The sequence below is a fragment of the Litoreibacter ponti genome (assembly GCF_003054285.1).
GTDB lineage: Bacteria > Pseudomonadota > Alphaproteobacteria > Rhodobacterales > Rhodobacteraceae > Litoreibacter > Litoreibacter ponti.
The window spans coordinates 83,040-104,389 of sequence record NZ_QBKS01000003.1 but is presented as its reverse complement, the minus strand read 5'-3'; the positions used below and the strand labels follow the sequence as shown (position 1 = coordinate 104,389).

The following is a 21,350-nucleotide window of genomic DNA, read 5'->3' as shown; positions in this document are numbered from 1 at the left end:
AGTTCGAACGGTCCATGCCTGAATGTCCGCTAACGAATAGTTGTAGCCAGCTTTTTGCGACCGCAGCGAACTTCCGCTTCCCGCCCGCCGAAAGAAGTAGCGACGCTCGCTTTGATCCGCTGGCGGAATCGATTCTCCAGAAATCTGCTGTTAAACCGCCAACCCACTATGGACGGCTAGCCGCTCGCTGAAGCAAAATATCGCCTGCTGTCAACGTAAGTTTGAGCTCACTCAGAAGCTTTAGGATTCCTTTATCTGGATATAGCTTCGTAGCTATGAGAACTTACTTTTCAGCGGCCAGCCCAACGGCACAGTCTCAAGGACATAGGCCAACAACAACACATCCTCGTTCTATTCATGATTATCGAGGTATACAGGAACACCGAAGTGATAGCGATACACGTCATTCAGCTTCCGATGCCCGGCACCCACCTTCTCAGATGGCCACGGATCGTGCTCCACCCATAAACAAGTACAGAGTTCGCACTTCCAGCAAAGACCAAACCGGCACCATAGCTACGGTCGCCGATACTTGTCAGCAGCAGCGACCCGGAATGTCCCCCTCTGGGTCGGTCCGGCGATGCGGGCGAGACATCCAATTGGTAGAAAGAGACGAACTCAAGCGGCGTTCCATCGGGGTGACGAAGGCGTTTGCGCATCAGCAGTTTAGGTTTGTGGCAGATAACCTCCTGCCCGTTGCTGCGGTAGCTGAACTGTCGACGGGACCCACCCTGCATGGCCTCGCTCACAGTCCGGAACCCCGCCAGCCTTTGCACGGCACCCTGAACAGCCAACGGCGCGTTCGATAAGCGCTCATCCACGTCAATCAGCGCCAGATCAACGGTATTTTGCCGCGACGTTTTGAGCCTGGAATGCGCAAAAACCTGTCCGATAATGCGCATCGGTGAAAAGGAATTGGACTCCACCTGATGGGTGCGCACATCAGCTTCGGGGGGCGCCAAAACATGCGCATTGGTAATGCCCCAGACACGCCCGCTGCCATCCCTGGTGTCCAGAACAAGGCCAAGCGTTCCATGATCCAGCAGCTTTTCTGATCGAATGATGTCAGCCCCGTCGATTGTCAGCAGCGCTTCATCCATCTTGCGCTCCACGACGTCGGTCGCGACGCGGCTCTCCTTGGGCAACGCCGGATCAAATCGCGAAAGTTCGACAGAGCTTGGAAGGCAGACCTTCGGGTTTGCCCGTTTCTTCCGGACCACGAATACCACCGCAAGGATACCCGCGCGCGAACCCGCCACCTCCTTTTCCGCCAATCCGACCAGCAACAGGCCCGGCGTCTGTCGATAAAATTGCTCGATCCGCGGCAGGCAGCGTCGCAGGGTCTGGACAGGGATACGGGTCATCAGCCTTACTCCGGAAGCGGTCCAATGTCGCCACCCTGATCGGGGTTGGTCGGAAACCCCGGGCGGTCGAGCGATTTGAACCGCGCATCCGGCCCGATAAGCGGTCGCAATTCGCGAATGCTGCCGTCCGGGTTGAAGATGATGTCATAGACCTGAACCTCGCCCGCCGTCCGCCCGGAGAACAGGGCATCTCCCAGGTCATCGGCGCCCTGTTTGACCGCCTCTTTGGCGAAATCCAGCAACCCGGTAACCAGTGCCGTTCCGTCGGGTTTGGCTGTGATGCTCTGCAAGGTCTGCGAGGGTCCAAGCTGAATATTCACATCGTTCTTGGCCAGAAAAGCACCAAAGCGCAGGGCGTATTCCTCGTTGTAATTGGGGACAAACAGCACCTTAACCTCCGAGGCGGAAACCTGCAGAAGAGGCTTGGTCCCATAGACCCGGATACCAGGGGATTTGCGGTTCGCATCTGTGATCGGAACGGCGTAATTGTAGGCGCACGCCGTCGTAGATGCCGCCATCAGGGCAAAAATCAGAGTTCTTATCATCGGGGTTTTTCCTCGTTCGAATATTTCGTTTGCCGAAGTCGGGACTTCAGAAGGACCGTGGCACTTGAGGCGTGGGAGGCCACCCCAAGCGCCGCGGCTGACTGCCGCCGGAAACTCGTTGATTGAAAACACGGATACGTCCCGGCGGCAGATCGTTGCTGTCGCGACCGCCTAAAGCAGGCCTGCCGCGCGTAGCATGTCCGGCAGGCTGTCAATCACATGCCCGCCCGGTTTCACGCCATCCGCCGGATGCCAGCGTTTTTGGTCATCAGAGCCGGATTGCCACCAATAGCTCGACGGGTCCTGCACAACGAGTCCACACAGCGTTTCTGCGATGAGGACACTGCCCAGCGGCCCCAGACGACCCCGGGTGCCCAGGACTTCGGCTTCGCGCAGAACATAGAACCACAACGGGGTTTTTTCAGTGAAACCACCCGCTTCAATGGCGGGGCCCGCGCTGCCCTCGGACAGTTGTTCCGCCGAAAGCCGGGGGACCCGCATTTTCGTCGCAGCCTCGACCGCATCGATACAATCCTGCGCACTTGGAATGTTCAGGCGCAGACCCCGGCGCAGATTTCGTTTCGCGAGGTTCCGAAACAGCCCCTCCGGCTGATTGATCATGTCAAGCAGGGGAGGCGCGAGATTGGTGTCGATCCGTCTCGCAGAACGGTCAGGCGTCGCGGCTGAAACGGGCAGTGCGAACCGGTCCCACTCGACCGGCCAGTGGCTCGGGAGCGATCCGGCATTGTCCTGTCCCGGCACCGGCATCGGTTCGGTTGCGTCGCCTGTGAACTGGAACAATTGCACAAAGCTTGCTTGATCGGCAAACGGAGCGGTGCTTCCAACGGGACGTCCGAAGAACCGGTTCCAGTCATAACTTGCACGCGCCATGGAATGGCCGAACCGAAATGCCGCTACGGAGAATTCCAGCGGCATCGGCATCAGGTCTTTTGCCGATCGCCCGACACGGTCGAAAAACGCTTTGTAAAGCGGCGCGCCTGCGGCCTTTACGGCATCCACGATCCGGTCATCGCAGACCGCGGGCAGATAGATGTTTACGACAAGCCACTGGTAATGCCACCGCACCATCTTCTGGGCCCAGGCATAAACCGCATCGCGGTCCGTCGGATCCTTCACATGCTTGTGGGCTTCATCGACGATCTTGTTGTGAAGCCGCACAAAAGCCAGATGCACCTGCGCTACGGCAAGGTTTTCGTCGTTACGGGCATCACCGATGATCGCGCGCTGCTCTTTGATGGTTCCGTCTGCATTGACAAACATCTCCCGCAGGTGGTCCGGCAATGCCTTCAGCTCATCCTCCGACACCAACCCGGATTTCAGGACACGTCCGACCCGCAGAAGATCGCCCGCAATATCATCGGGAAGCGGAACAGAACCAAAGCCGACATCCGACAGGGTGCCGGCCCACAACTTGGCCGGGTCATCGGGAAACCTGAGCCAGCGGCGGAGTTTTTGCGCGAAGGGCCCCTGAACGGGCCCGCCGCCATAAAGACTGTCAAGGTTCAGTGAGCCCGCGCGAAGATTGCCAAGGCCACCCACCACCTCTTTGCGAGGAACTGGAACAACCTCGTCATGCTCAATGGTGGAAAGTCCGGTATCGCGGTCCGTATTCGCCGTAATGTCATGGTCAATGAACTGGCCCAGATACGTGAAAACCGGGGGGATATACGAATCCTGGTCCGGTGCCGCGACATCTTCGATCATCGCGTCCGCCAAATCGTCCAGCTTTTGGGTCAGCCCGTCTTGATGCGTCCACTCCTGCGCATCCGGGGCAAGGTATCCGAAAGGGCCGAATTCGGGATCGCCGTAGTCAGAATAGTCGCAAAATCCGCAAACCTGCGAAACCGGGCTGGTCTTAACCCCGCTGTAAGATGCCGAACCCACATCCCCGTCCGGCACCGCTGTCCGTCCGTGTCCATTTAGAAAAATCATATTCCTCTCCGATTCTGAATCAGTCTGTCCGCGAAAAATCGCTGAAGATCGGATTCCCACGCCCCCGTGAGCGGTTCGTGACCGCGTCGTGAACACGCAATTGGGGACGGACAGCTTCTCTGAGGGGGCGTCGTGTAGGGCGCTTTCACGATCGGTTCACGGGCGCCTGCAAAGGTCATCCGCATTAGAAAAGCCGTTTTTCAGAACACGAGAGGTTTCAAATGTCAGATTCCAGAAGCGGACAAACACCGAGTGAATTTCGGGTGGGGCCGTTGTCACTTGGCGCAGTCACCCTGGTCAGCGCTTTGGCTGCCCTTGTCCTGTATCTTTTCGAGGTCCTGAAACGCTTGAACCTTGATCTTCCCATTGCATTGACAATGGACGGTTTCGACATCGTCGATACAGCGATCCGGAACACATTTCTCATAATTGTGTTTTCAGGAAACGTCATAGCCATACTCGTTTTGACCTGTATCCTCGTCTCGCTGGTCGTCGCGGGGATCGCATTGTTCACGCGAGTTTGGCGGTTCACGCTCGTTTTTCTCAATCGCGGGGCCTTGGCCCTCATACGGGAACTTGCGGTTGCCGCTCGAAAAGCGCTGAAAAAGCTGTCTCGATCCCCTGGCGAAGATCAACCTGCCACCTGGTTTGACCGGGTCGAGCCAGAGCTGGCGCGCCGCATTCGCGAAAGAGAGCGAGGGTATCAGCGCGCTAAAGAAGACGTGTCGGAAAGAAGAAAAACGGTATGGGCCAAGCTCTCGCGTACGTGGCACAGGGGACGGCGGGTTTTTTGGTCCTGGGAAGAAAAGTCCTGGCGGGCAGCAAGCCTGCGCGCCATTCTGATTTGCGCCGTGGCAACTTCTGTTGCCGTTCAACAAACGCGCGTCATGGCCAGTGTCGAAGAAAAAGCAGAAACCATATCCGATCAATTTCTTTTGCGCACAGCCTCCCCGCCCGAACATGGGCTCGCTGACAAGATAGGAAAGCTGGACCAAGGACCCCCGTGGTACGGAGCTTACCTCGACCAAGCGAAACAGAAGTTCTTGAAGATATTCGTCCAGGAATTTCGACCTGGAACGGTGACGCTCACCAATACCGCGGGAAGCGCAACCCATCTGCCACTCTCGGCGACCAGCGCACAATCGGGTGATCGCACATTACAAACAGACCTAGTCTTCTATGTTGGTGACTTCGGAAACTGGGCCTTGCTGGCCCCCATCGGCGAAATCGAAAAACGGGTCCTGATCCGCAGAACCTCGATCTTGGAATTCACGGCATGCAGCATCGCCTCCCAGGGTGCCACTGAAGCGCCAGAGGCGCAGGGAAGACCGTTGCCGAAATGTCCTCATCCAGGGTCCCAATCCGAAGCGCCCCCTCCCGAACTTGTCGCTCTGCAGGGCGATGTGGCCGACCTGCGTGCAACACTCTCTAGAACACAGGACAGATTCCATTGGTGGTTCCGCAATGTGGCGTCCAACTCGAATGGAACGACGTCTTCAGCACCTCACGGCCATTCCGAGTTTTCGGGCCTGAACCGATTTCGGGCGAATATCTCGGACGGGCTGGCAGATGTCCGGGAACGTTTGGCCCGATCCGAACGCGACTTAAACGGCTTGTCCCGCGAAAACGTGAAACTCGCCGGCAAAGTCTGGTCATCCGAGCGGCGAGTGACCGAACTCGGCGACGCGGTTACCCAGCAACTCACCAGATTTGCCGAACTGCACACTGCCAGCACCGAAACTCGGGCCGTCTTCAGTGCCAATCTGGAGCGATCCCGCACCACCGTCCTGCACCTGTCCAGTCGGATAGAGACACTTGAACGGAACGATTTCGGATGGCGTTACGTCTGGGGGCGCCTGCAGGCATTGGAAGATACGGTTCAGACCCTGCCCCGCACTTCGGGCACTGGCGGTCTGGGCGAGGCGCCGGAACTCGTTGATCTGATCCGGGAAGGCATTACCACTCCGCCAAGCAGCGTTCTGACCGATTTCCTGCGACGTCGCCGGACTGTCGAATTGCGCGAATGTCTGTCATCCCCTGCCGCGCTTCGGCATTTCGTTGAGTTCCGGGAGGGTGCGACGCGCAGCCCAAAAGACCCGGGCCTGCAAGAGCTTGTCGCAACGTTTCGCGCCGCAACGGAAAGTCCCATCAAGGAACGACGCCTCGTGGTATTGCAGGGCGGCGCAAGCTACACGGGCGACCCCGCATCGAACATCAGATTGTCCGAGCAGCGGGCTGAATGGGTCAAAAAGAGGCTCTTGCGGGCAATTTTTGATGCTCCCTTGGCCGAACCAACGCACCTCGCGAAACTGGCATTGGAGAAATACGGCTTCGACATCGTCGCTTTCGGACTTGGGGAACGGCTGCGCAACACCGGACATCCCTCGCCCCGGGCTGTCGAAGTCCTCGTATGTGCCCTTGACCAAAACCCTGTATTTGCGAAAGCAGAACCCGCCTACGCCGAGGAGGTCGCAGAAACCGGAAACTGATAAAGCCGAATGTTAGAGAGTTTAAATGGTAACACGCATGAAGCAGGAGATCGAGGGCACGCGATGGTTTGCAAGCCCCTATGCGCGGAACTTTCACGTCTGTGCAGCCCGCCTCAAACCCGGGTGGAAAGTGCCTACCTATCCTCCTGTCTACGTAAGTGGGAAGGGACGGACCCGTCGCGGTGCAGAGCAGCGCCTGCTCGGCGAAGCCGTCGAAAGGGCTAGCCTGCTCACAGCAAGCAGTCAGCAGAGTTGGACCTGTGTCGATCCTGTTTCTGGCAACAGACATGAAATCGACCCGGCCCTCTATTACGGCGATGACAGGCCCCTGAGCAGCCATGGCACGGCCACCCACAATATCGCTCGTGAGGCGAAGTATCGTGCGCTTCTCGAATTATGCGAACGGCGCGCTATCGAAGACTGGTGGAAAGGCAGCACTCCTACGCAGTGGCTTCCGCAGACCACCTGTGACCGGCTGAACATCACGCCCTTGGTGGCACGCCTCCGCGGCCAGGCACCTTTGGCGCGGAGGACCCGGTTCCTGTTTTTGACCGCTCCACCGGGCAGCTACGTAATCGGCGCGCTCGGCAGCGATCTTTCAGGCAGGCAACTCGCAATAGGTTTCGCCGCTGATACCAATCCCTTCGCCGCCCTCTACGGTGCGCTGGAGGAGTTGCTAAGCGTTGAACTTGAAACAGCCGATCTGGTGCGTGGTCAGATAGACGGTGACAAGATTGAGCCCGGCACCAACCGCGACAGAGCATCCAGATTGCAGAGACGCCTCCAGAAGTTCTTCAGCGATACACCACCGCAAGACCACGATATCGACGACGTCATCTTGCCGTCCGGTTTTGCCCGGGATCCGCAGTTTTTGGGGCGCGGTTTGGAGGACGGGGGTGTCCCTGTTTTTCTGACAGATCTCACGTCACCGCGCATCGGCGTTCCCACATGGCGAGCCATGTTCCGCAACCCCAGGCATGCGCCTTTTCGATCAGGAAGCGACCACGCGCCTCTATAGTCATTTACATATTTTGCGATTCACGCTGAATTCACGGGTATTGGTTTTGTTGTATTTGAGGAGGGGGAACTTATGAGACACGGTGAAGTATTTAGTATCTGGGACAGCATTCCGTCAGACAAAGATAAACCCAAGGACGAAAAACTGTCGGCCGAATTCGAGGCCCTGAACAACACTCTCACAAGCGAGAAATGGCGGGAACATTGCTTGCATAAACGCGAGACATTCTCTCCCATCGTGACATACCTCGCCCAGCTCATGGCGCACGATGTCGCGTTTTCGGTGAAGTTCGATATTCAATCGGCGAGCCCTGCGCGTGTCAGGCAAATGAGGCCTTCAAACTTGCGCACCAACCCGCTGTCGCTTGACACGATTTACGGGGAGGGCCTCCATCTCGACCCCCAGTTTTATGTTCCTTTGGATTTTCTTGGCCGCAAACCCTCAGCAGAATTCGCTCTGAATTCGTATGACCACCCCGAATGGGAGCAAACCGTTACGCTGCCTGCGTTCTCGCTCAACTTCCAGCGGTGGGGCAAAAGAAACAAGATACCGCTTGAACATTTGGTCCCGCGTCTTGCCGACCCTCGAAACGCGGACCAGCCCATCCTGATGCAGATCACAGCCGAATTCATGAGCTATCACAACCGATGGGTGAAAGCGCTCAGATCATCTAACCCAAAGCGATACTCGGCGCCGGAGGTTGCTTTTCAAGCCGCGCGCGCCCTCACTGTTCTGACCTATCATAACATCCTCTTGCATGAATTGGGCGATCAAGTCTGTTGCCGTGACGGCACCCGGTCAATCGGACGACCGCCCGTCGGAAAAGACACCTTCCAGGGCGTATTCCGGGCCTTTCATTGCCTGGCCCTAGACAGATATCACCTCCAAGACGGGGCCAAGAGCGAGACATTGCTGCGCATGCTCGCATGGGACACCTGCAAGCCTCGACTTAAGCTGGGGAAAAACACCGCGTCTTTGGCCGACGCAATTCGGGCAAGCTTGGAAAGCTGGAGCGTGGATTGGGCGATCAGATGGGATGTGTTTCTTGATCCAGATGTCAACAAGACCGCCTTTACGCCCAGTTTCTCGGCAGGATTTGGCGATAAGCCGATCTTCGAGAAGGACCGAGCCGCCGCGGAAGAGCACGAGGTCTCGACCCTGGGAAAGTACCGCCATCTCTCTCCTTGTGTCGAAAAATTGCTCGAAGACATCCAGAACCACGGTTCAAATCACAAGCTAAAGCCGAAAAATCTGCCCTTGCATCTTGCCTTCCTGGCGGAAGGTTATTGCGAGCAAGAATCCGGCACACTGGGTCCGACAGCCTCTGCTGCCGTCAGGCAATTCCTCGACACCAACATCCGGGTTGTCAGAGACAAATACCTCGGGATTCTGGACCAACTCCGTCTGGTGAAATTGGCAGATGGTCTCCCGAAAAACTTCGCAGATATGAGAAAGTCGAAGCCAAAACTGCCATCCACGAAAGGAGCACTCGCATGAGTTTTTACACCCGAATTAAGAGTAAGGACAATCTCACAGATGAAACCTCCGATTTGTCTGCAATCGGAAACGCAATAAAGGACCTGAGTTTCAATGCGAATGCGGCACTCACGTCTCCACCAACTGGCGAAACGCCTTTTATGGACCTCGAAGGCATTATCGGCAGCGATGATGCTGATTTAAGCGCCGCTGGCACGAAAATCTGCAATGCGCTCGCCATAACCAAGGTGAAAAAGGACACCTCAGGTGGCTGGTCCGAGGGCGACATCATTGGCCCGGGAGCTTGCACCAGTCTCACTGATAATATCAAGGTGAGGTTCGTTTTTGAGGGCGAAGATGAAATCATCATCGCGGTTCCGCATCAGAGTGTTTTGGACTACGGCCTCGCTCAGGGGAGGCCGATGGGCGAACCAAAATACATTGAGAAACTTGTTGGTAGCGCGCGGGAGCTTGCTGCCGGTATTGAAAGCGCAATCATAGCGGAACTGGGACACACCATTGCCGATCAAGTGCGGCCTCTCATCGAAACCGAGCTTGATGAGTTACAGAAGAAAACGGATGCTGCAGGCGACGATGAAAGTTTGTTCTTCGAACAGCTCGGGTCCTACCCGATCCGTCAATGTGGTTGAGGTGATCGCTGCATAAAGCGGAACAGACCCTCGACTTTCTCCGTGTTCTTGATCGGAAAACACTGCGCGAACCATTCGAGAATTTTCTGATCGTCTGGTTCCGCCTCACCATGCCAGTTCTGACGCGTCAGCTCGAAAAACCGTGCCTTCTGGCGCTCAGCGCCATCAATGTCGCCCTGCTCTTTCAGGACCGTTGCCTGCCAGGCAGGGATATTCAATATAGCATCATCGGCTATGTCACCGGCCTGTTTCGCATCAGACAATCGACCGGACAGAAAGTAGATGTTCTGCATATAGGCCCAGTGAACGGGCTGTAAGGGCACCGACATCTTGCGGGTTTCATCGGCAATCGAACAGGCCTTCTCTAGATTGTCCAGAAACGCAAAGCCCAAGGCGCAGGAGATCCGGACATTGAGGTTCGCAGGGTTCAAATCAAAGGCCTGTTGGAAATGAAACTCCGCCACATCGTATTCGCCGTTGAGCGTGCGCGCCCAGGCAAGCACCCGGTGCGTATGAGTGTCCAGCGGATCCAGAACCATGGATTGCTTTGCGTGATAAAGCGCCTTCGCGACACTTTCCTTGGATCGAAAAAGGCCCGGATAGACCAGATGTCTCTTGTTGTAATATTCCGCCAGATGCGAATGAGCCAAACCAAATTGCGGTGATGTTTTGGCTATCTCTTCAAGGTTGGAAATCACCGTGTTCATGGCATCAGGCGACCATTGCGAATTCAGCCCGTTGCACAAGGCCCATTTGTCGAAGGTCGTGCGGTCCTCGGGCCGTTCTCGCAGACATGACTTCAGTCGGTCTGTCGACAGGCTGAGGTTGATTGCCAGGGCCAGTTGCCTCGCAATGCGCCATTGCGTGGTGCGCCAGTTGTCATATCCGGTAATGAAGTGTTCGCTCCAGACGATCCGGCCATCAGCATCCCGCCGTACCGTCACAATCGCTTCGATATCATCTTGCCGGCTGGCGATCTGGCAATCCAGTTGATAGAAATCCCGGCCTTGCGGGCGAAAATCAACCACGCTCCATTCTCGAAACCGTGACAGGTTGCTCAACACCTCGGAGCGAAAAAACTGCGCTAGCATCTTTGATTTCGAAGGGTCGTTGGAGACCGTAAAGTCCGAGACAAAAATCTGCGGTGGCTCGTCGTTTGCCGGTCTGTGGATTATCGGATTGCTAGGTGCATTCGCCGATGCGAATGATCCCAGTTTGATCGCCGCATTCAGATCAATCGTCTCCGGTGCCGGTTCGACATCATATTCCCTGTCTAGCAAATCATAGAGCTCGTTATAGGCCCGCAAGGCGACCGCAGGCTCTCCTCTGAAGGCAAGATTCTGCATTTTGAAACGCACGGCTGTTTCATTCGTCGGATCAATCCGCAAAAGCGCATTCGCCACCATAAGACCGGCATTCGGATCAAGATTGGGCTTTGCCAACAGACCAAGAAGCCCCTGCGAAATGTTGTCTTCAGCGGTGCGCCGGGCGACGTGAATCCAGGAACTAAACGCTTCGCCAACTTCGTCGAACTGTGCGAGTATCCGATCAAATTCAAAATTCAAGTCCGCCGGGCGCAAGTCTTCCGGTTGCTCCGTGATTTTCAGGACGAGGGTCTGGATATCGTTCGCAACCGACTTTGCATCCACCAGAATCTTGCTGCGTTGTATCTCGATAGCCGGGCGCAGTTCTCCGCAGGTCCGTTTGATACGCGCCAGTGTCTGTCTGAGATTGTCACGCGCCAGCTTGAGGTCGCGATCCTCCCACAGAAGCATTGCCAGGAAATCACGCCGGAAAAAGCGCTCCTTCGTAAGCGCGATATAGATCAGCAAGGCTTCGGCCTTCTTGGAGTTCAGTTGCACCAAGTCGCCGCGATACCGTATTTCCGGGACCGAATTTAGTAAAGAAATCTCTAAAGTATTAACGTCCATCTTAACCCCATACCCCACCTTTCAAATCTACCAATTTTTGGCATCAAATCCACTGAAAGACCAAAATAACGATCCTTTCACGGTCCATTTACGGCGCTCAGGCATGGTCGAAGCCACTGAATTTATTCTGAAAAATATGGAGTGTAGACATGACACTGACACCATTGGACTGGATTACTCTTGCAGCTTTGGGTGCGGGTTTCGGTATCTTGGGCCAGCTTATTCGAATCGCGGTCGGGATTCACAAACTGCAACAATCGACCGGAAGCGATCCTGCCGCGTTTAAACATGAATTTGACAGCATTAAATTGTGGCTCAGTCTTCTGTTTGGCATTTTGGCGGGCGTCGCCTCATTGATCGGCATGACGATCTTGAAAGGCGAAGGCTTTATTCCTAACCCGGCCGACGGTGCGTTAAAGTTAGACGGCGAGTTCATTCTCACGATCATGGCCGCAGGATATGCAGGTGCCGATTTCATTGAAGGGTTCGTCAAATCGCACGTTAAGCCCTGATAGCGTAATGCGCCGTCATTGTTAACGATACTTTGTCCCTCATCGTTTTGTGATCCCCACTTCGCAAATGTGAACAATCTGCGACGTCTCTCCGTCAACCCCGATCGAGTAAGATCAAAAATTCTTGGTGAGACGGTAGGGTTCGGGCGATACATGCCGAGGCCGAACGCCGAATTCTCAGGGTCTGAGCACGCAGACCTGTCGCTCGCGCGCTCAGTTGTGAAACATTCCTAAGGTTATCATGGACGATTTTAGGTCATACCAGCGATCCCACAGGAGCGTTTTCGGGTGCAATGTTCGGAGAAACGGTTCAGAGTTGATAACGGTTTTTCCGCTCGGCAGGTCTACCAGGATGAACATTCCGAAGTTTGACTACTTTTTGAGTTTTTTGAGTTAGCAATTCTACTCTCCCGACCACGAGAATTCTAATGTCTGCATTCGGGAAACCAAAAAAATCTCTTAGGGTGCGCAGCGAACGGCGGCTCTCCGCCCAACTCTTCCTACTCATCGGTCGTTACATAGCCACGTCGGCGCTTCATGTTCTCCAGCTTTGCGAGTGCATCGACAGCCTGCTCTGCGTCCGGATATGTGATGGCCATCACACGACCACGTGTGCCAATCCGCCCCCAACATCTGACGACGGCAACCTCGCCAAAGAGGGTAGGCTGGAGCGCGATCCCATAGAACCGCGCCATGTTCTCGGAGGGAACAATTCGGACAAGGTCCAGATGCGTCTTGTCGCTTTCGATCATGATACGAGTATCGGACAAATTCTCCACCTCAGTCCAATGATGTTACTGAATCCAACTTCAGTGTTTGATTCTGGATTGTGATGGATCGGTTGCCCTAAGCCTCCGCTGCTGTTGTTTGACCTCTTTTGCAACAATCTCTCCATCTTGACGTTCAGAAAAATATACCCTATTTTCTGACACGGAGTTGAACCATGATCACGTCGAAAATCAAGCAGCGCATCGTTGGGAAAGGCCGGGGCGCCATCTTCGCGCCGTCGGACTTCCTCGATATCGGATCACGTGCAAGCGTGGATCAGGCACTGTCGCGCCTGGCGGATCAGGGTGTGATCCGGCGGCTGACGCGTGGGCTCTACGACTATCCCAAGCACAGCCCCCTTTTCGGTGCCTTGGCACCCTCAGCCGATGACATCGCACGCGCAGTAGCGCGGAAGGACAACCAGGTTCTGCAGCCCTCCCCTGCGATGGCAGCGAACCAGTTGGGTCTGTCCACCCAGGTCCCGTCCAATCCGACCTACATGACCGACGGGCCTACCCGAACCAAGAAGATCGGGCGGCAGGTGATCCAGTTCCGGAATGCCTCTCCGAAGACATTGGTCGGTGCCGGGTCAAAGACAGGGACTGTTTTCCAGGCGCTCCGCTATGTCGGCAAGGATCGTGTTGACGATCAGGTGATCGGCAAGATCGCCCGCACGCTGGATGCCAAAGACCGGGCGCAGCTTGCAAAGCAAAGCAGACATGTTCCGGCCTGGATGCATCCTGTTGTCGACCAGATCGTGGCACACGCTTGAGCATGGACGCCTTCGCGAACGACACGCCTGCAAACCGCGATGAAGCCTTTCGGCAAGCCGCAGCGGAGCTGGGGTTTGCAAAGGCGGTTGTCGAGAAAGACTTCTGGGTCTGCTGGTCCCTGCAGCACCTGTTTGCCCTCCCCTCCTTCGGCAATCACCTGATCTTCAAGGGAGGCACGTCGCTTTCGAAGGCCTACGATGTCATCCACAGGTTTTCCGAGGACGTCGATCTGTCTCTAGACCGTGCGCAGCTCGGGTTTGAAGGAGACCGTGATCCTGAGAACCCCGACCTCTCGGGCGGCAAGCGCAAAACGCTGCTGCAAGATCTTCAGGAGGCCGCCGAGGCCGCTGTCGCCGGGCCCCTGCTCGAAGAAATCAACACCGCCTTCGCGTCGCGTTTGGACCAGCCATTCTCGCTCCAGATTGACGAAGACGACCCTCAGACCATACTCTTCGCTTACCCATCCGTCGGCGCCGATGACCCAGGTTACATCAAACCTATCGTACGGTTTGAGTTCGGCGCACGTGGCGCACAGCTTCCGGCCGAACAACGAACCCTCTCAACCTATGTGCAACAAGCCTTTCCCGATCTGCCCGGCCTTAACTCTGTTGATGTGCGCACCCTCGGGATCGAACGGACCTTCTGGGAGAAGGCGACGATCCTACACATGCTGTTCCATCAGGACAGAAGCAAACCGCTCGCTGACCGCATGTCCCGGCACTACTATGACATGGCGCAACTGACCCAGCACAACGCCAAGGCGCGGGCTTTGGCCAATCTCGACCTCTTGAGCGAGGTTGGCCATCATAAGTCGGTGTTCTTCAAAGCTGCCTGGGCGAAATACGAAGATGCAAAACTGGGATCGCTTCGCCTAGCCCCAGGCAAAGACCTCGAGGCCGCACTCCGTCGGGACTATGCCGGTATGCGTGAGATGATCATGGGCGAGGCGCCAAGCTTTGATGACGTGATGAGCGCGATCGCAGCACTGGAGGCGGAGATCAACGCAGCCTGACCTTAAAGGGCCTGGCGATTGGAAGTCAGGAGCCCGATGATTGGGAGTCAACAAAGCGTCGACCGCCAAGCCAGCAAATGGTCATGAGTTATAGGATGTAGTTCTATAACTCATAAATGGCCAAAATTTGAGCGATAGATCGCGGTTTTTGCCGCTGGCATGTCACTCTGCAGCCAGTCCCGCATCCGTCAGCTGTTCACGGTCCGGCAGGTCCTGCAAAGACTCCAGATCGAAGGCGATCAGAAATTTTTCGGTTGTCACATAGGTGTAGGGTGCTCCGCGCCGCGGCGAGCGCGGGCCGGTTCCGATGAGACCGCGTGCGTGCAACCGTCCGATCAGGTCGCGGCTGATCTCCTTGCCGAAGATATCCTTGAGCCCATCGCGAGTGATCGGCTGGTGGTAGGCGATGGCGGCCAGCACGGCGACATCGTATTCGCGCAGATCGAGGTCCTGGTCTCCGACATCCGCCGCGGTCCGGATTGCCGCCGCATAGGCTGGCCGCGTCCGCAGCATCCAGCCGCCAGAGACCTTCGCGACTTCGAACGACCGCCCCTCCAAGTCGGCGGCGAGATCGTCAATGAGAAGATCGACTGAGACCCCCTGCCCCACCACGCGGACCAGGTCCTCGCGTGGCACCGGCGAGGCAGACGCAAAGAGCACAGCTTCAATCCGGCGCATCCACTCTCGCCAACGCAGATCGGGTGGCAGGTCGTCGAGCTCTCTGTCCAGATCGGGCTCATTGTGATCCTTGGCCATCGATCAAACCCCGTAGAGCCGGAATGTGTCGCGCCCGGTCAGTTCGCGCGCTGCGCCAAGCTCAACCAACCGGTCGCAGAACCGACGCGCGGCGCGATCAGAACGAAGCGAGGTGAGCGCCGTCGGAGCCACAGCTTCCTTGCTCAAAAACAGCGCGATGGCCTCATCGGATCCCTTCGCTCGGAGCTTCGGCGCGACCTCTTTCAAGCGGGCTGCACGACGGGCCAAATCAGCGGCCTCCCGCGTCGCCTCGACCGCCGCTGCAACGATCGCCCGATGAGAGGCCGCCCGCAGCTCTGCGCCGGTCTTCCTCAAATCGGCCCGCTTGAGACCGAGCGCCAGGAGCGGCACAACATGGCGCCACCCAAGCGCTTGCGCCAAAGCCGCATCGGCCAGGATCAACGCAGCGGCGGCCTCCCGTGGACGATCGGCGAGAACCGCCTGCAGCACGGCCGCGGCATGGGAGACCGGAGCCCCCTGCCCCGCTCCGCGCGGGTCGCACCCGTCGAGCCAAACGGCGATCGGCTCCGGCTCGATCTCGGGCAATGCCCGATCCAGCGCCTTGGCCGACACCGGTCGCTCGACGGCGCGCTGCCAGGACAGGGTGACTTCCCCCGCCGGTCCCGGACTGTCGCCGGGCTGCAGAAACCCCACCGCGTCACGCAGATCCCCTGACCGTTCCGGACGCCCCTGATTTGTTACACAGACCTCCGCGGCCCGCAGCGCCAACCGTGCCCGCAGCAAGGTCTGGGGGACCTCATCCCGGCTCAACACAAGATGCAGATGGTTCAGTACGGCCCCTGATAAAAACGCCACATTTTCAAGGGTTTCAGCACGCGCCGAGGTGACCCAACCCGGCAGCTGAGGTAGAGTGTCAAGGTCGTTAGAGATCGTGGCGGACTGATATGTCATGCCACAAGACTATCCTCTCGCGGCGCTTTCGTCCACAATATGATGTACAAACCGCCCCACCCTGCCGATCTTCGTTGTGTCCAATAAGTTTGCCTTATCGGACATTAAAAGATATACTCGAAAGTGCTTCATTTTAATCGACGGATTAAGTGAGAAATGCCCTCGGAGACCGAGAAATCGACGCCTGCTCTCTCTGATGAGCTTGAGGATTATCGCGCGGGCGAGAGGGATCAAGAGGACGGAGATTGCATGTCCATGCCGTCCCACGTAGCCGGATCCGGCACCCTTGACCGGCTGGTCGAGACAGCCCGGGACTATGCCCGCACCGCGGTCTCCGACAATGCGCGGAAGGCTTACGCGAAGGACTGGGCGCATTTTGCACGTTGGTGCCGGATGAACGGCGCGCAGCCACTCCCCCCCCCCTCGCCCGAGATGATCGGGCTTTACCTTGCTGATCTGGCCGGCGGCTCGAGTCGCTCCCCTTCGCAGTTGGCGTGCCGACCCCTGTCGGTCAGCACCATCGACCGCCGGCTTTCGGGCCTCGCCTGGAACTACGCGCAGCGCGGGTTCTCGCTGGATCGTAAGAACCGTCACATCGCAACGGTTTTGGCGGGGATCAAGCGCAAGCATGCGCGCCCCCCTGTTCAGAAGGAAGCGATCCTGGCCGAGGACCTCCTCGCGATGGTCGCCACCCTGCCCTATGATCTGCGTGGACTGCGGGATCGGGCGATCCTGCTCTTGGGATACGCCGGGGGCCTTCGCCGCTCCGAAATCGTCAGACTGGATGTGCATAAGGACGACACGCCGGACTCCGGCGGCTGGATCGAAATCTTCGACAAGGGTGCCTTGCTCACTCTTAATGCCAAGACGGGGTGGCGCGAGGTCGAGATCGGACGTGGTTCAATGACTAAGACCTGCCCCGTGCACGCGCTCGAGGAATGGCTGCAGTTCGCAAAGATCGACTTCGGGCCTGTATTCGTGCGCACGTCCCGCGACGGCAAACGCGCTTTGACCAACCGACTTTCCGACAAGCATGTTGCGAGGCTGATCAAGGCGACTGTGCTCGGAAGCGGCATTCGGTCTGACCTGCCTGACGAGGACCGCCTCGCGCTGTTCTCCGGCCATAGCCTGCGCGCAGGTCTCGCCAGCTCGGCAGAAGTCGACGAACGCTATGTCCAGAAGCAGTTGGGGCACGCCTCGGCTGAGATGACCGCCGCTATCAGCGTCGACGGGACCGGTTCCGCGTGAACCTGACAAAAGCCGCCGGTCTCTGATACCCTGCACCACAACCACGCGTTGTTCACTGGGTCTGCCGTCTAGGCTGCGTTCCAGGTGCAGTTCTCCGGCCTGTGTACGTTCAACAAACCCGCGTATGTATCCGCCCGGTGATCCGAACCGCATCTTCCATTCGTCTTCTAGTTTGCAGCATGCTGCCAGTCTTTCCGATAGGCACCCCTACGGAGGGCATCCGTGTGACGCTAGACCGCCTAGCCTGTGTCTTGATTCTTGGCAGGTAGGTTCAGCCAGCAGCGCGCCCATTTCCACACGGTCCTGCAGATCCCTGGTCGCCGTCGCGCGGGAGCTGCGCGTCACACGACTTGAGGGATAAACCTCCTATCTATAACTCATACAGTGGTAAATTCCGGGCGGCACAGATTTCTAGTTCATTGTTTTCATTTATATTTTTAGATTGTCAGCTGACAATTTCGCCCACTGAGGGCATCAAAGCTCTGAGGTTCACGCCCCCTGCCCTGCCATCTTTGGAAAGCTGCCGCAAGTATCCCCCGGGATTCTTGATCCGACCCGCATTTTCAAGCAGGCATAGAACGACAATCGCCGCACTTTCTTGCCCAAGATTTCGACAGGCCTCGTCAAAAACCTCGCGTTCAATCCCAAGCATGTGCGCTAACCGGCTGGCAATCAGTACAACATCTAACCAACTGGTGATACGGTCGGGAAAGTAGCTTTGGTATTCTCTGCATCGCGCTGTGACCTCCTGCAAGGAAATCGGCTTGGTCGTCTCGTGCGGCTCGTCAGAAGGATATTCCTCGTTTCTTTTTTTTGTAGCAAGCGCGTTTTTTGAACCTCCCTTAGAGTCAGAGATATATTTATATCCAGCTTGTATGTGCCGCTCATTTTGGGCGTCAGCGTTGCTCAATTCGACCTCTTCGAGACGAGCCTGAAGCCTGTCGGAAAGCTCGGTGAGACGCGCCTGATCGGGCTTGCGGCGGAGTGCAATCCGGGCGTCCTCGGTTACAGAGCTGAGACCTTCGCATTCGAGCAATCGGTGCCGCAGGGTGCCAAGTCGGGCGCGCAGCAATGCCAAAGCCTCCCGCGCTTCACGGGCGCGCTCTGCGGCGGCCTGAAGCTGGTCCGCGTGGCGTGCGATGGGAGACAAGTCAAACCCGAAGGCCAGCTCTGCCCCCCCTGCCCTGCGCGCGTAGCGTTTGCGGTTGGGGCTGTCGTGACGGCTGACAATCCCAAGTGTCACCAGCCGCGCAAGATGGCGGCGCAGCGTGCTGTCGGGCATCCCGTTCAGGCGGTGGGCCAGCGTTTTGTTGGAGGGAAAGACGATCGCGCGCCCGGGCTCCGGGTGGATCAGGCGATCCGGCAGGAAGGTCATCAGCGCCTTCAGAACGCCCAGCGTGCGGTGGGTCAGTTCGAACTGTTCGGCTGCATCGGTGAGCGCGTTCAGCGCCTGCCACTTGTCGATGCAGGAGCCGTGATCAGGGGGCAGGACGACCTCTACCGGCCGCCAAAACTCGGTTTGGGACGCGTGTTTCATCACAATTTCACGAAAGACAACAAATCCCCTGCCCCGCGGCGAACGCGGAGTTGACAGGATCATCGGATGGGGGCTATCTCAAAGGTGCAAAGATCGAGAAGGGCCTTCCGGGATCATACCTGGGGGGCTTTTCTTTTTTCGGGTGTTGCCTGTCTTGCTCGTGCCTTTCCTTGGTTGCTCTTCCTCAAGTCTGCTCTTCTGCGCCGTCTTTTTTGAAACGGTCGTGAAGCTCTTGGATCAGGGCGTCGGCATGGGCGTTGATCCATTGATCAAACCCGTCCGAATTGCGCGCCTGAACGGTTAATGTGACGCCGCGCGGACCCGCCTTGATGTCAGCGACAGCCTGTCCCCCTGCCCGAAGCGTACGGGCCTTTAGGGCGGCCTTCTTCGGCTTGGCGGACGGCGTCTGCAGCGCGCGGGCCAGCACCAGCTCGAACCGCGCGTCAGAGCTGCCGCGGAAATCAGGTGTCTTGAGAAGCTGCTTCACCCGAGCCATGGCGCCGTCTTTTTCAAGCGCGCGCACCAGATCGAACCAGCGGTCCCGCCCGATCCCGGGCGCAGAGCCGATCTGGCGCAGCATTTCCAGCTCGAACGCGGTGCCGATCTTCAGCAATCGCGAGACCATGGGCAGATCGATCGACAGCGCCGCTGCGATTGTCTGCCGGTCATAGCCGCCCTCTTGCAGCTGGGCTGCGAAAGACGCCTTCTCGATGAAGCTGAGGTCCTGACGGGCGGTGTTTTCCTGGCCTTGCGCCAACACCAGCTCATGATCGTCGAGCTGGCGGATCATCGCCTTCACCGGCAGCCCCAGATCGCGCAAGGCGGCGAGGCGACGGCGGCCATAGACGATCTCGTAGCGCCCCGGCATCTCGCCATGGGGACGCAGCAGGACCGGAACCTGTTGACCGTAGGTCTGCAGGCTGTCTTTCAGCTGCTCTTGGGCTGCCGTATCGAGCCCCAGCCGGTCCTCGATGCCTGCGTCATCAATCAGGCCGGGATCTATCTCTTGTACCGCGCCTTCCTGCAGCTTTGTCAGCGAGGATTGCAGCGCCCCGACGGTACCGCGTCGGATCGGCCCGGTCGAGATCGGGGTCGACGGTCTCGACCGCTCGCCCTTCTGGATATTGCTGCTGAGAATGCCTTTACGTGCCATGTGCTATCGCCCCCATGCGGATTGAAGCAGCTGTTCAACCTCATCATTGACAAGATTCAGTGAATCCACCGCGCGGTCATATGTGTTGCGATGGAACGCCGCGCGCTCGACCTCGTAGATCGTCTGCTGCGTCAGCCCGGCATCCGAGATCGCGGTGGATTTGAGCATCGGCGCGATCATCACCTCTTCCTCGAAGAGCTGGCGCAGGAAGGCCACGACCTGTTGCTGCGGCCCGTCATTGGGCTCGTAGCGATTGATCAGGAAGCGCATGAAGTCGAACTCCATGTTCGCACCCGCGTCAGAGACGACATCAAGCAGGTCGGCGCTCATCTGCAGGAATTGCGACATGGACGCCACGTCGAGCATGTTCGGCACAATGGTGATGAACACGCCCGTCGAGGCGCAGAGCGCGGCCATCGTCAGGTAGCCCAGCTGCGGCGGGCAGTCGAAGAGGATCACGTCGTAGTCGGCTTCCACCTCCTGCAGCGCGGTTGCCAGCCGGGCGAAGAACGGCGGCTGGATATTGGCGCGCAGGGCCTGGGGGGTTTCGTGCTCGAACTCCTGAAGCAGCAGACCGCCCGGGGCCAGATCGATCCCGGTGAAAAACGTCTTCTGAACGATCTGCGAGAAGGGCAGGGGGTCGTCGTAGCGGATCGCGTCGTAGATCGTGCCGGAATCGAGAAAATCGACCTCCGGCGCGTAGCCAAACAGCGTCGTCAGCGAGGCCTGCGGATCGATGTCGACGCAGAGCACCCGGTAGCCTTTCAGTGCCAGCCTGTGGGCGGTGTGGACCGCGCTGGTGGTCTTGCCAGAGCCGCCCTTGAAGTTCAGAAAGGACAGCACCTGCACCTTGTCGCCGGGCTTGCGGCCGCGCTGGTAGGTGCCTTTGACCTTGGCGGTCTTTTCCAGCGTTTCGCGGATTTTGAGCATATCTGAGGCGGAATAGAGTCTTCTTCCGCCCGATGTCGCCTGCACATCGTCGATCTTCTCGTCGAAATGCAGCTTGCGCAGGAAGCTGGTGGAGATGCCCAGAAGATCCGCCGTCTCGCCGGCTGAGAAAAGCCGTAATTCCTTGCGCGCATCGGGGGCGAACACCTTCAGCATGTGGCTTTGCAGGGCCGCACTCAGGTCTTCCGCATTCTCGCGAATGCGCGTATTGATGTTGAATGAGCCCGCCTGCTTCAGCATCGGTCTTTACCGCCTGTTGAGTAACGCTTTTTTCCGACAGCGCTTTCTTTAGCGTTTCCTTAGCG

17 protein-coding genes and 1 pseudogene are annotated in these 21,350 nt (G+C 57.7%); 8 read left to right on the top strand and 10 right to left on the bottom strand.

The features are described from left to right. Nucleotides 1-407 precede the first annotated feature (407 nt). From C8N43_RS19300 to C8N43_RS19290, 3 genes are all read right to left on the bottom strand, one after another. Nucleotides 408-1,364: a hypothetical protein gene (locus C8N43_RS19300; RefSeq protein ID WP_107847573.1), complete on the bottom strand. Its 957-nt coding sequence runs from the start codon at nucleotides 1,362-1,364 to the stop codon at nucleotides 408-410. 5 nt (nucleotides 1,365-1,369) lie between these two features. After that, nucleotides 1,370-1,909 (bottom strand): hypothetical protein, encoded by a 540-nt coding sequence (locus tag C8N43_RS19295; protein ID WP_107847571.1) that lies wholly within the window; start codon nucleotides 1,907-1,909, stop codon nucleotides 1,370-1,372. A gap of 171 nt (nucleotides 1,910-2,080) precedes the next feature. Beyond that, nucleotides 2,081-3,958: a peroxidase family protein gene (locus C8N43_RS19290; protein WP_146174257.1), complete on the bottom strand. Its 1,878-nt coding sequence runs from the start codon at nucleotides 3,956-3,958 to the stop codon at nucleotides 2,081-2,083. Between the two features lie 125 nt (nucleotides 3,959-4,083). Here C8N43_RS19290 and C8N43_RS19285 point away from each other — a divergent pair, with 125 nt between their 5' ends. From C8N43_RS19285 to C8N43_RS19270, 4 genes are all read left to right on the top strand, one after another. After that, on the top strand, nucleotides 4,084-6,351 hold the full coding sequence (locus C8N43_RS19285) for a hypothetical protein (RefSeq protein WP_146174256.1): 2,268 nt from the start codon (nucleotides 4,084-4,086) through the stop codon (nucleotides 6,349-6,351). A 37-nt stretch (nucleotides 6,352-6,388) separates the two neighbouring features. Then, a complete protein-coding gene (locus C8N43_RS19280) occupies nucleotides 6,389-7,369 on the top strand; it encodes a YcaO-like family protein (protein ID WP_158270033.1) in 981 nt (326 codons plus the stop codon). Between the two features lie 72 nt (nucleotides 7,370-7,441). Continuing rightward, complete coding sequence (locus tag C8N43_RS19275) at nucleotides 7,442-8,866, top strand: peroxidase family protein (RefSeq protein ID WP_107847562.1); 1,425 nt, start codon at nucleotides 7,442-7,444, stop codon at nucleotides 8,864-8,866. Beyond that, nucleotides 8,863-9,495, top strand: coding sequence for a hypothetical protein (locus C8N43_RS19270; RefSeq protein WP_107847561.1), 633 nt, complete (start codon nucleotides 8,863-8,865; stop codon nucleotides 9,493-9,495). Before C8N43_RS19275 ends, C8N43_RS19270 begins: the two co-directional genes overlap by 4 nt. On the opposite strand, the gene C8N43_RS19265 is transcribed toward C8N43_RS19270, so the two are convergent. Then, nucleotides 9,483-11,426: a BTAD domain-containing putative transcriptional regulator gene (locus tag C8N43_RS19265; RefSeq protein ID WP_107847559.1), complete on the bottom strand. Its 1,944-nt coding sequence runs from the start codon at nucleotides 11,424-11,426 to the stop codon at nucleotides 9,483-9,485. The genes C8N43_RS19270 and C8N43_RS19265 overlap by 13 nt on opposite strands. A 149-nt stretch (nucleotides 11,427-11,575) precedes the next feature. Here C8N43_RS19265 and C8N43_RS19260 point away from each other — a divergent pair, with 149 nt between their 5' ends. Beyond that, nucleotides 11,576-11,938: a hypothetical protein gene (locus C8N43_RS19260; protein WP_107847557.1), complete on the top strand. Its 363-nt coding sequence runs from the start codon at nucleotides 11,576-11,578 to the stop codon at nucleotides 11,936-11,938. A 500-nt stretch (nucleotides 11,939-12,438) separates the two neighbouring features. Here C8N43_RS19260 and C8N43_RS19255 read toward each other — a convergent pair whose 3' ends face one another. Beyond that, complete coding sequence (locus C8N43_RS19255) at nucleotides 12,439-12,708, bottom strand: WGR domain-containing protein (RefSeq protein WP_245913102.1); 270 nt, start codon at nucleotides 12,706-12,708, stop codon at nucleotides 12,439-12,441. Between the two features lie 173 nt (nucleotides 12,709-12,881). Here C8N43_RS19255 and C8N43_RS19250 point away from each other — a divergent pair, with 173 nt between their 5' ends. Both C8N43_RS19250 and C8N43_RS19245 read left to right on the top strand, forming a co-directional pair. After that, nucleotides 12,882-13,478, top strand: coding sequence for a DUF6088 family protein (locus tag C8N43_RS19250; RefSeq protein ID WP_107847553.1), 597 nt, complete (start codon nucleotides 12,882-12,884; stop codon nucleotides 13,476-13,478). 2 nt (nucleotides 13,479-13,480) lie between these two features. Then, nucleotides 13,481-14,491, top strand: coding sequence for a nucleotidyl transferase AbiEii/AbiGii toxin family protein (locus C8N43_RS19245; protein ID WP_107847551.1), 1,011 nt, complete (start codon nucleotides 13,481-13,483; stop codon nucleotides 14,489-14,491). 162 nt (nucleotides 14,492-14,653) lie between these two features. Here the strand turns inward: C8N43_RS19245 and scpB are convergent, their stop codons facing one another. Next, nucleotides 14,654-15,247, bottom strand: coding sequence for an SMC-Scp complex subunit ScpB (gene scpB, locus C8N43_RS19240; protein ID WP_107847549.1), 594 nt, complete (start codon nucleotides 15,245-15,247; stop codon nucleotides 14,654-14,656). Between the two features lie 3 nt (nucleotides 15,248-15,250). Beyond that, nucleotides 15,251-16,159 (bottom strand): DUF1403 family protein, encoded by a 909-nt coding sequence (locus C8N43_RS19235; protein WP_107847547.1) that lies wholly within the window; start codon nucleotides 16,157-16,159, stop codon nucleotides 15,251-15,253. Between the two features lie 156 nt (nucleotides 16,160-16,315). On the opposite strand from C8N43_RS19235, the pseudogene C8N43_RS19230 reads away from it, so the two are divergent. Continuing rightward, a pseudogene (locus tag C8N43_RS19230) lies at nucleotides 16,316-17,433 on the top strand (tyrosine-type recombinase/integrase). 419 nt (nucleotides 17,434-17,852) lie between these two features. Here C8N43_RS19230 and repC read toward each other — a convergent pair. From repC to repA, 3 genes are all read right to left on the bottom strand, one after another. Further along, nucleotides 17,853-18,944 (bottom strand): plasmid replication protein RepC, encoded by a 1,092-nt coding sequence (gene repC / locus C8N43_RS19225; RefSeq protein ID WP_158270032.1) that lies wholly within the window; start codon nucleotides 18,942-18,944, stop codon nucleotides 17,853-17,855. 184 nt (nucleotides 18,945-19,128) lie between these two features. Continuing rightward, nucleotides 19,129-20,097 (bottom strand): plasmid partitioning protein RepB, encoded by a 969-nt coding sequence (repB, locus tag C8N43_RS19220; RefSeq protein WP_107847543.1) that lies wholly within the window; start codon nucleotides 20,095-20,097, stop codon nucleotides 19,129-19,131. 3 nt (nucleotides 20,098-20,100) lie between these two features. Beyond that, nucleotides 20,101-21,285 (bottom strand): plasmid partitioning protein RepA, encoded by a 1,185-nt coding sequence (repA, locus tag C8N43_RS19215; RefSeq protein WP_107847541.1) that lies wholly within the window; start codon nucleotides 21,283-21,285, stop codon nucleotides 20,101-20,103. Nucleotides 21,286-21,350: the final 65 nt, after the last annotated feature.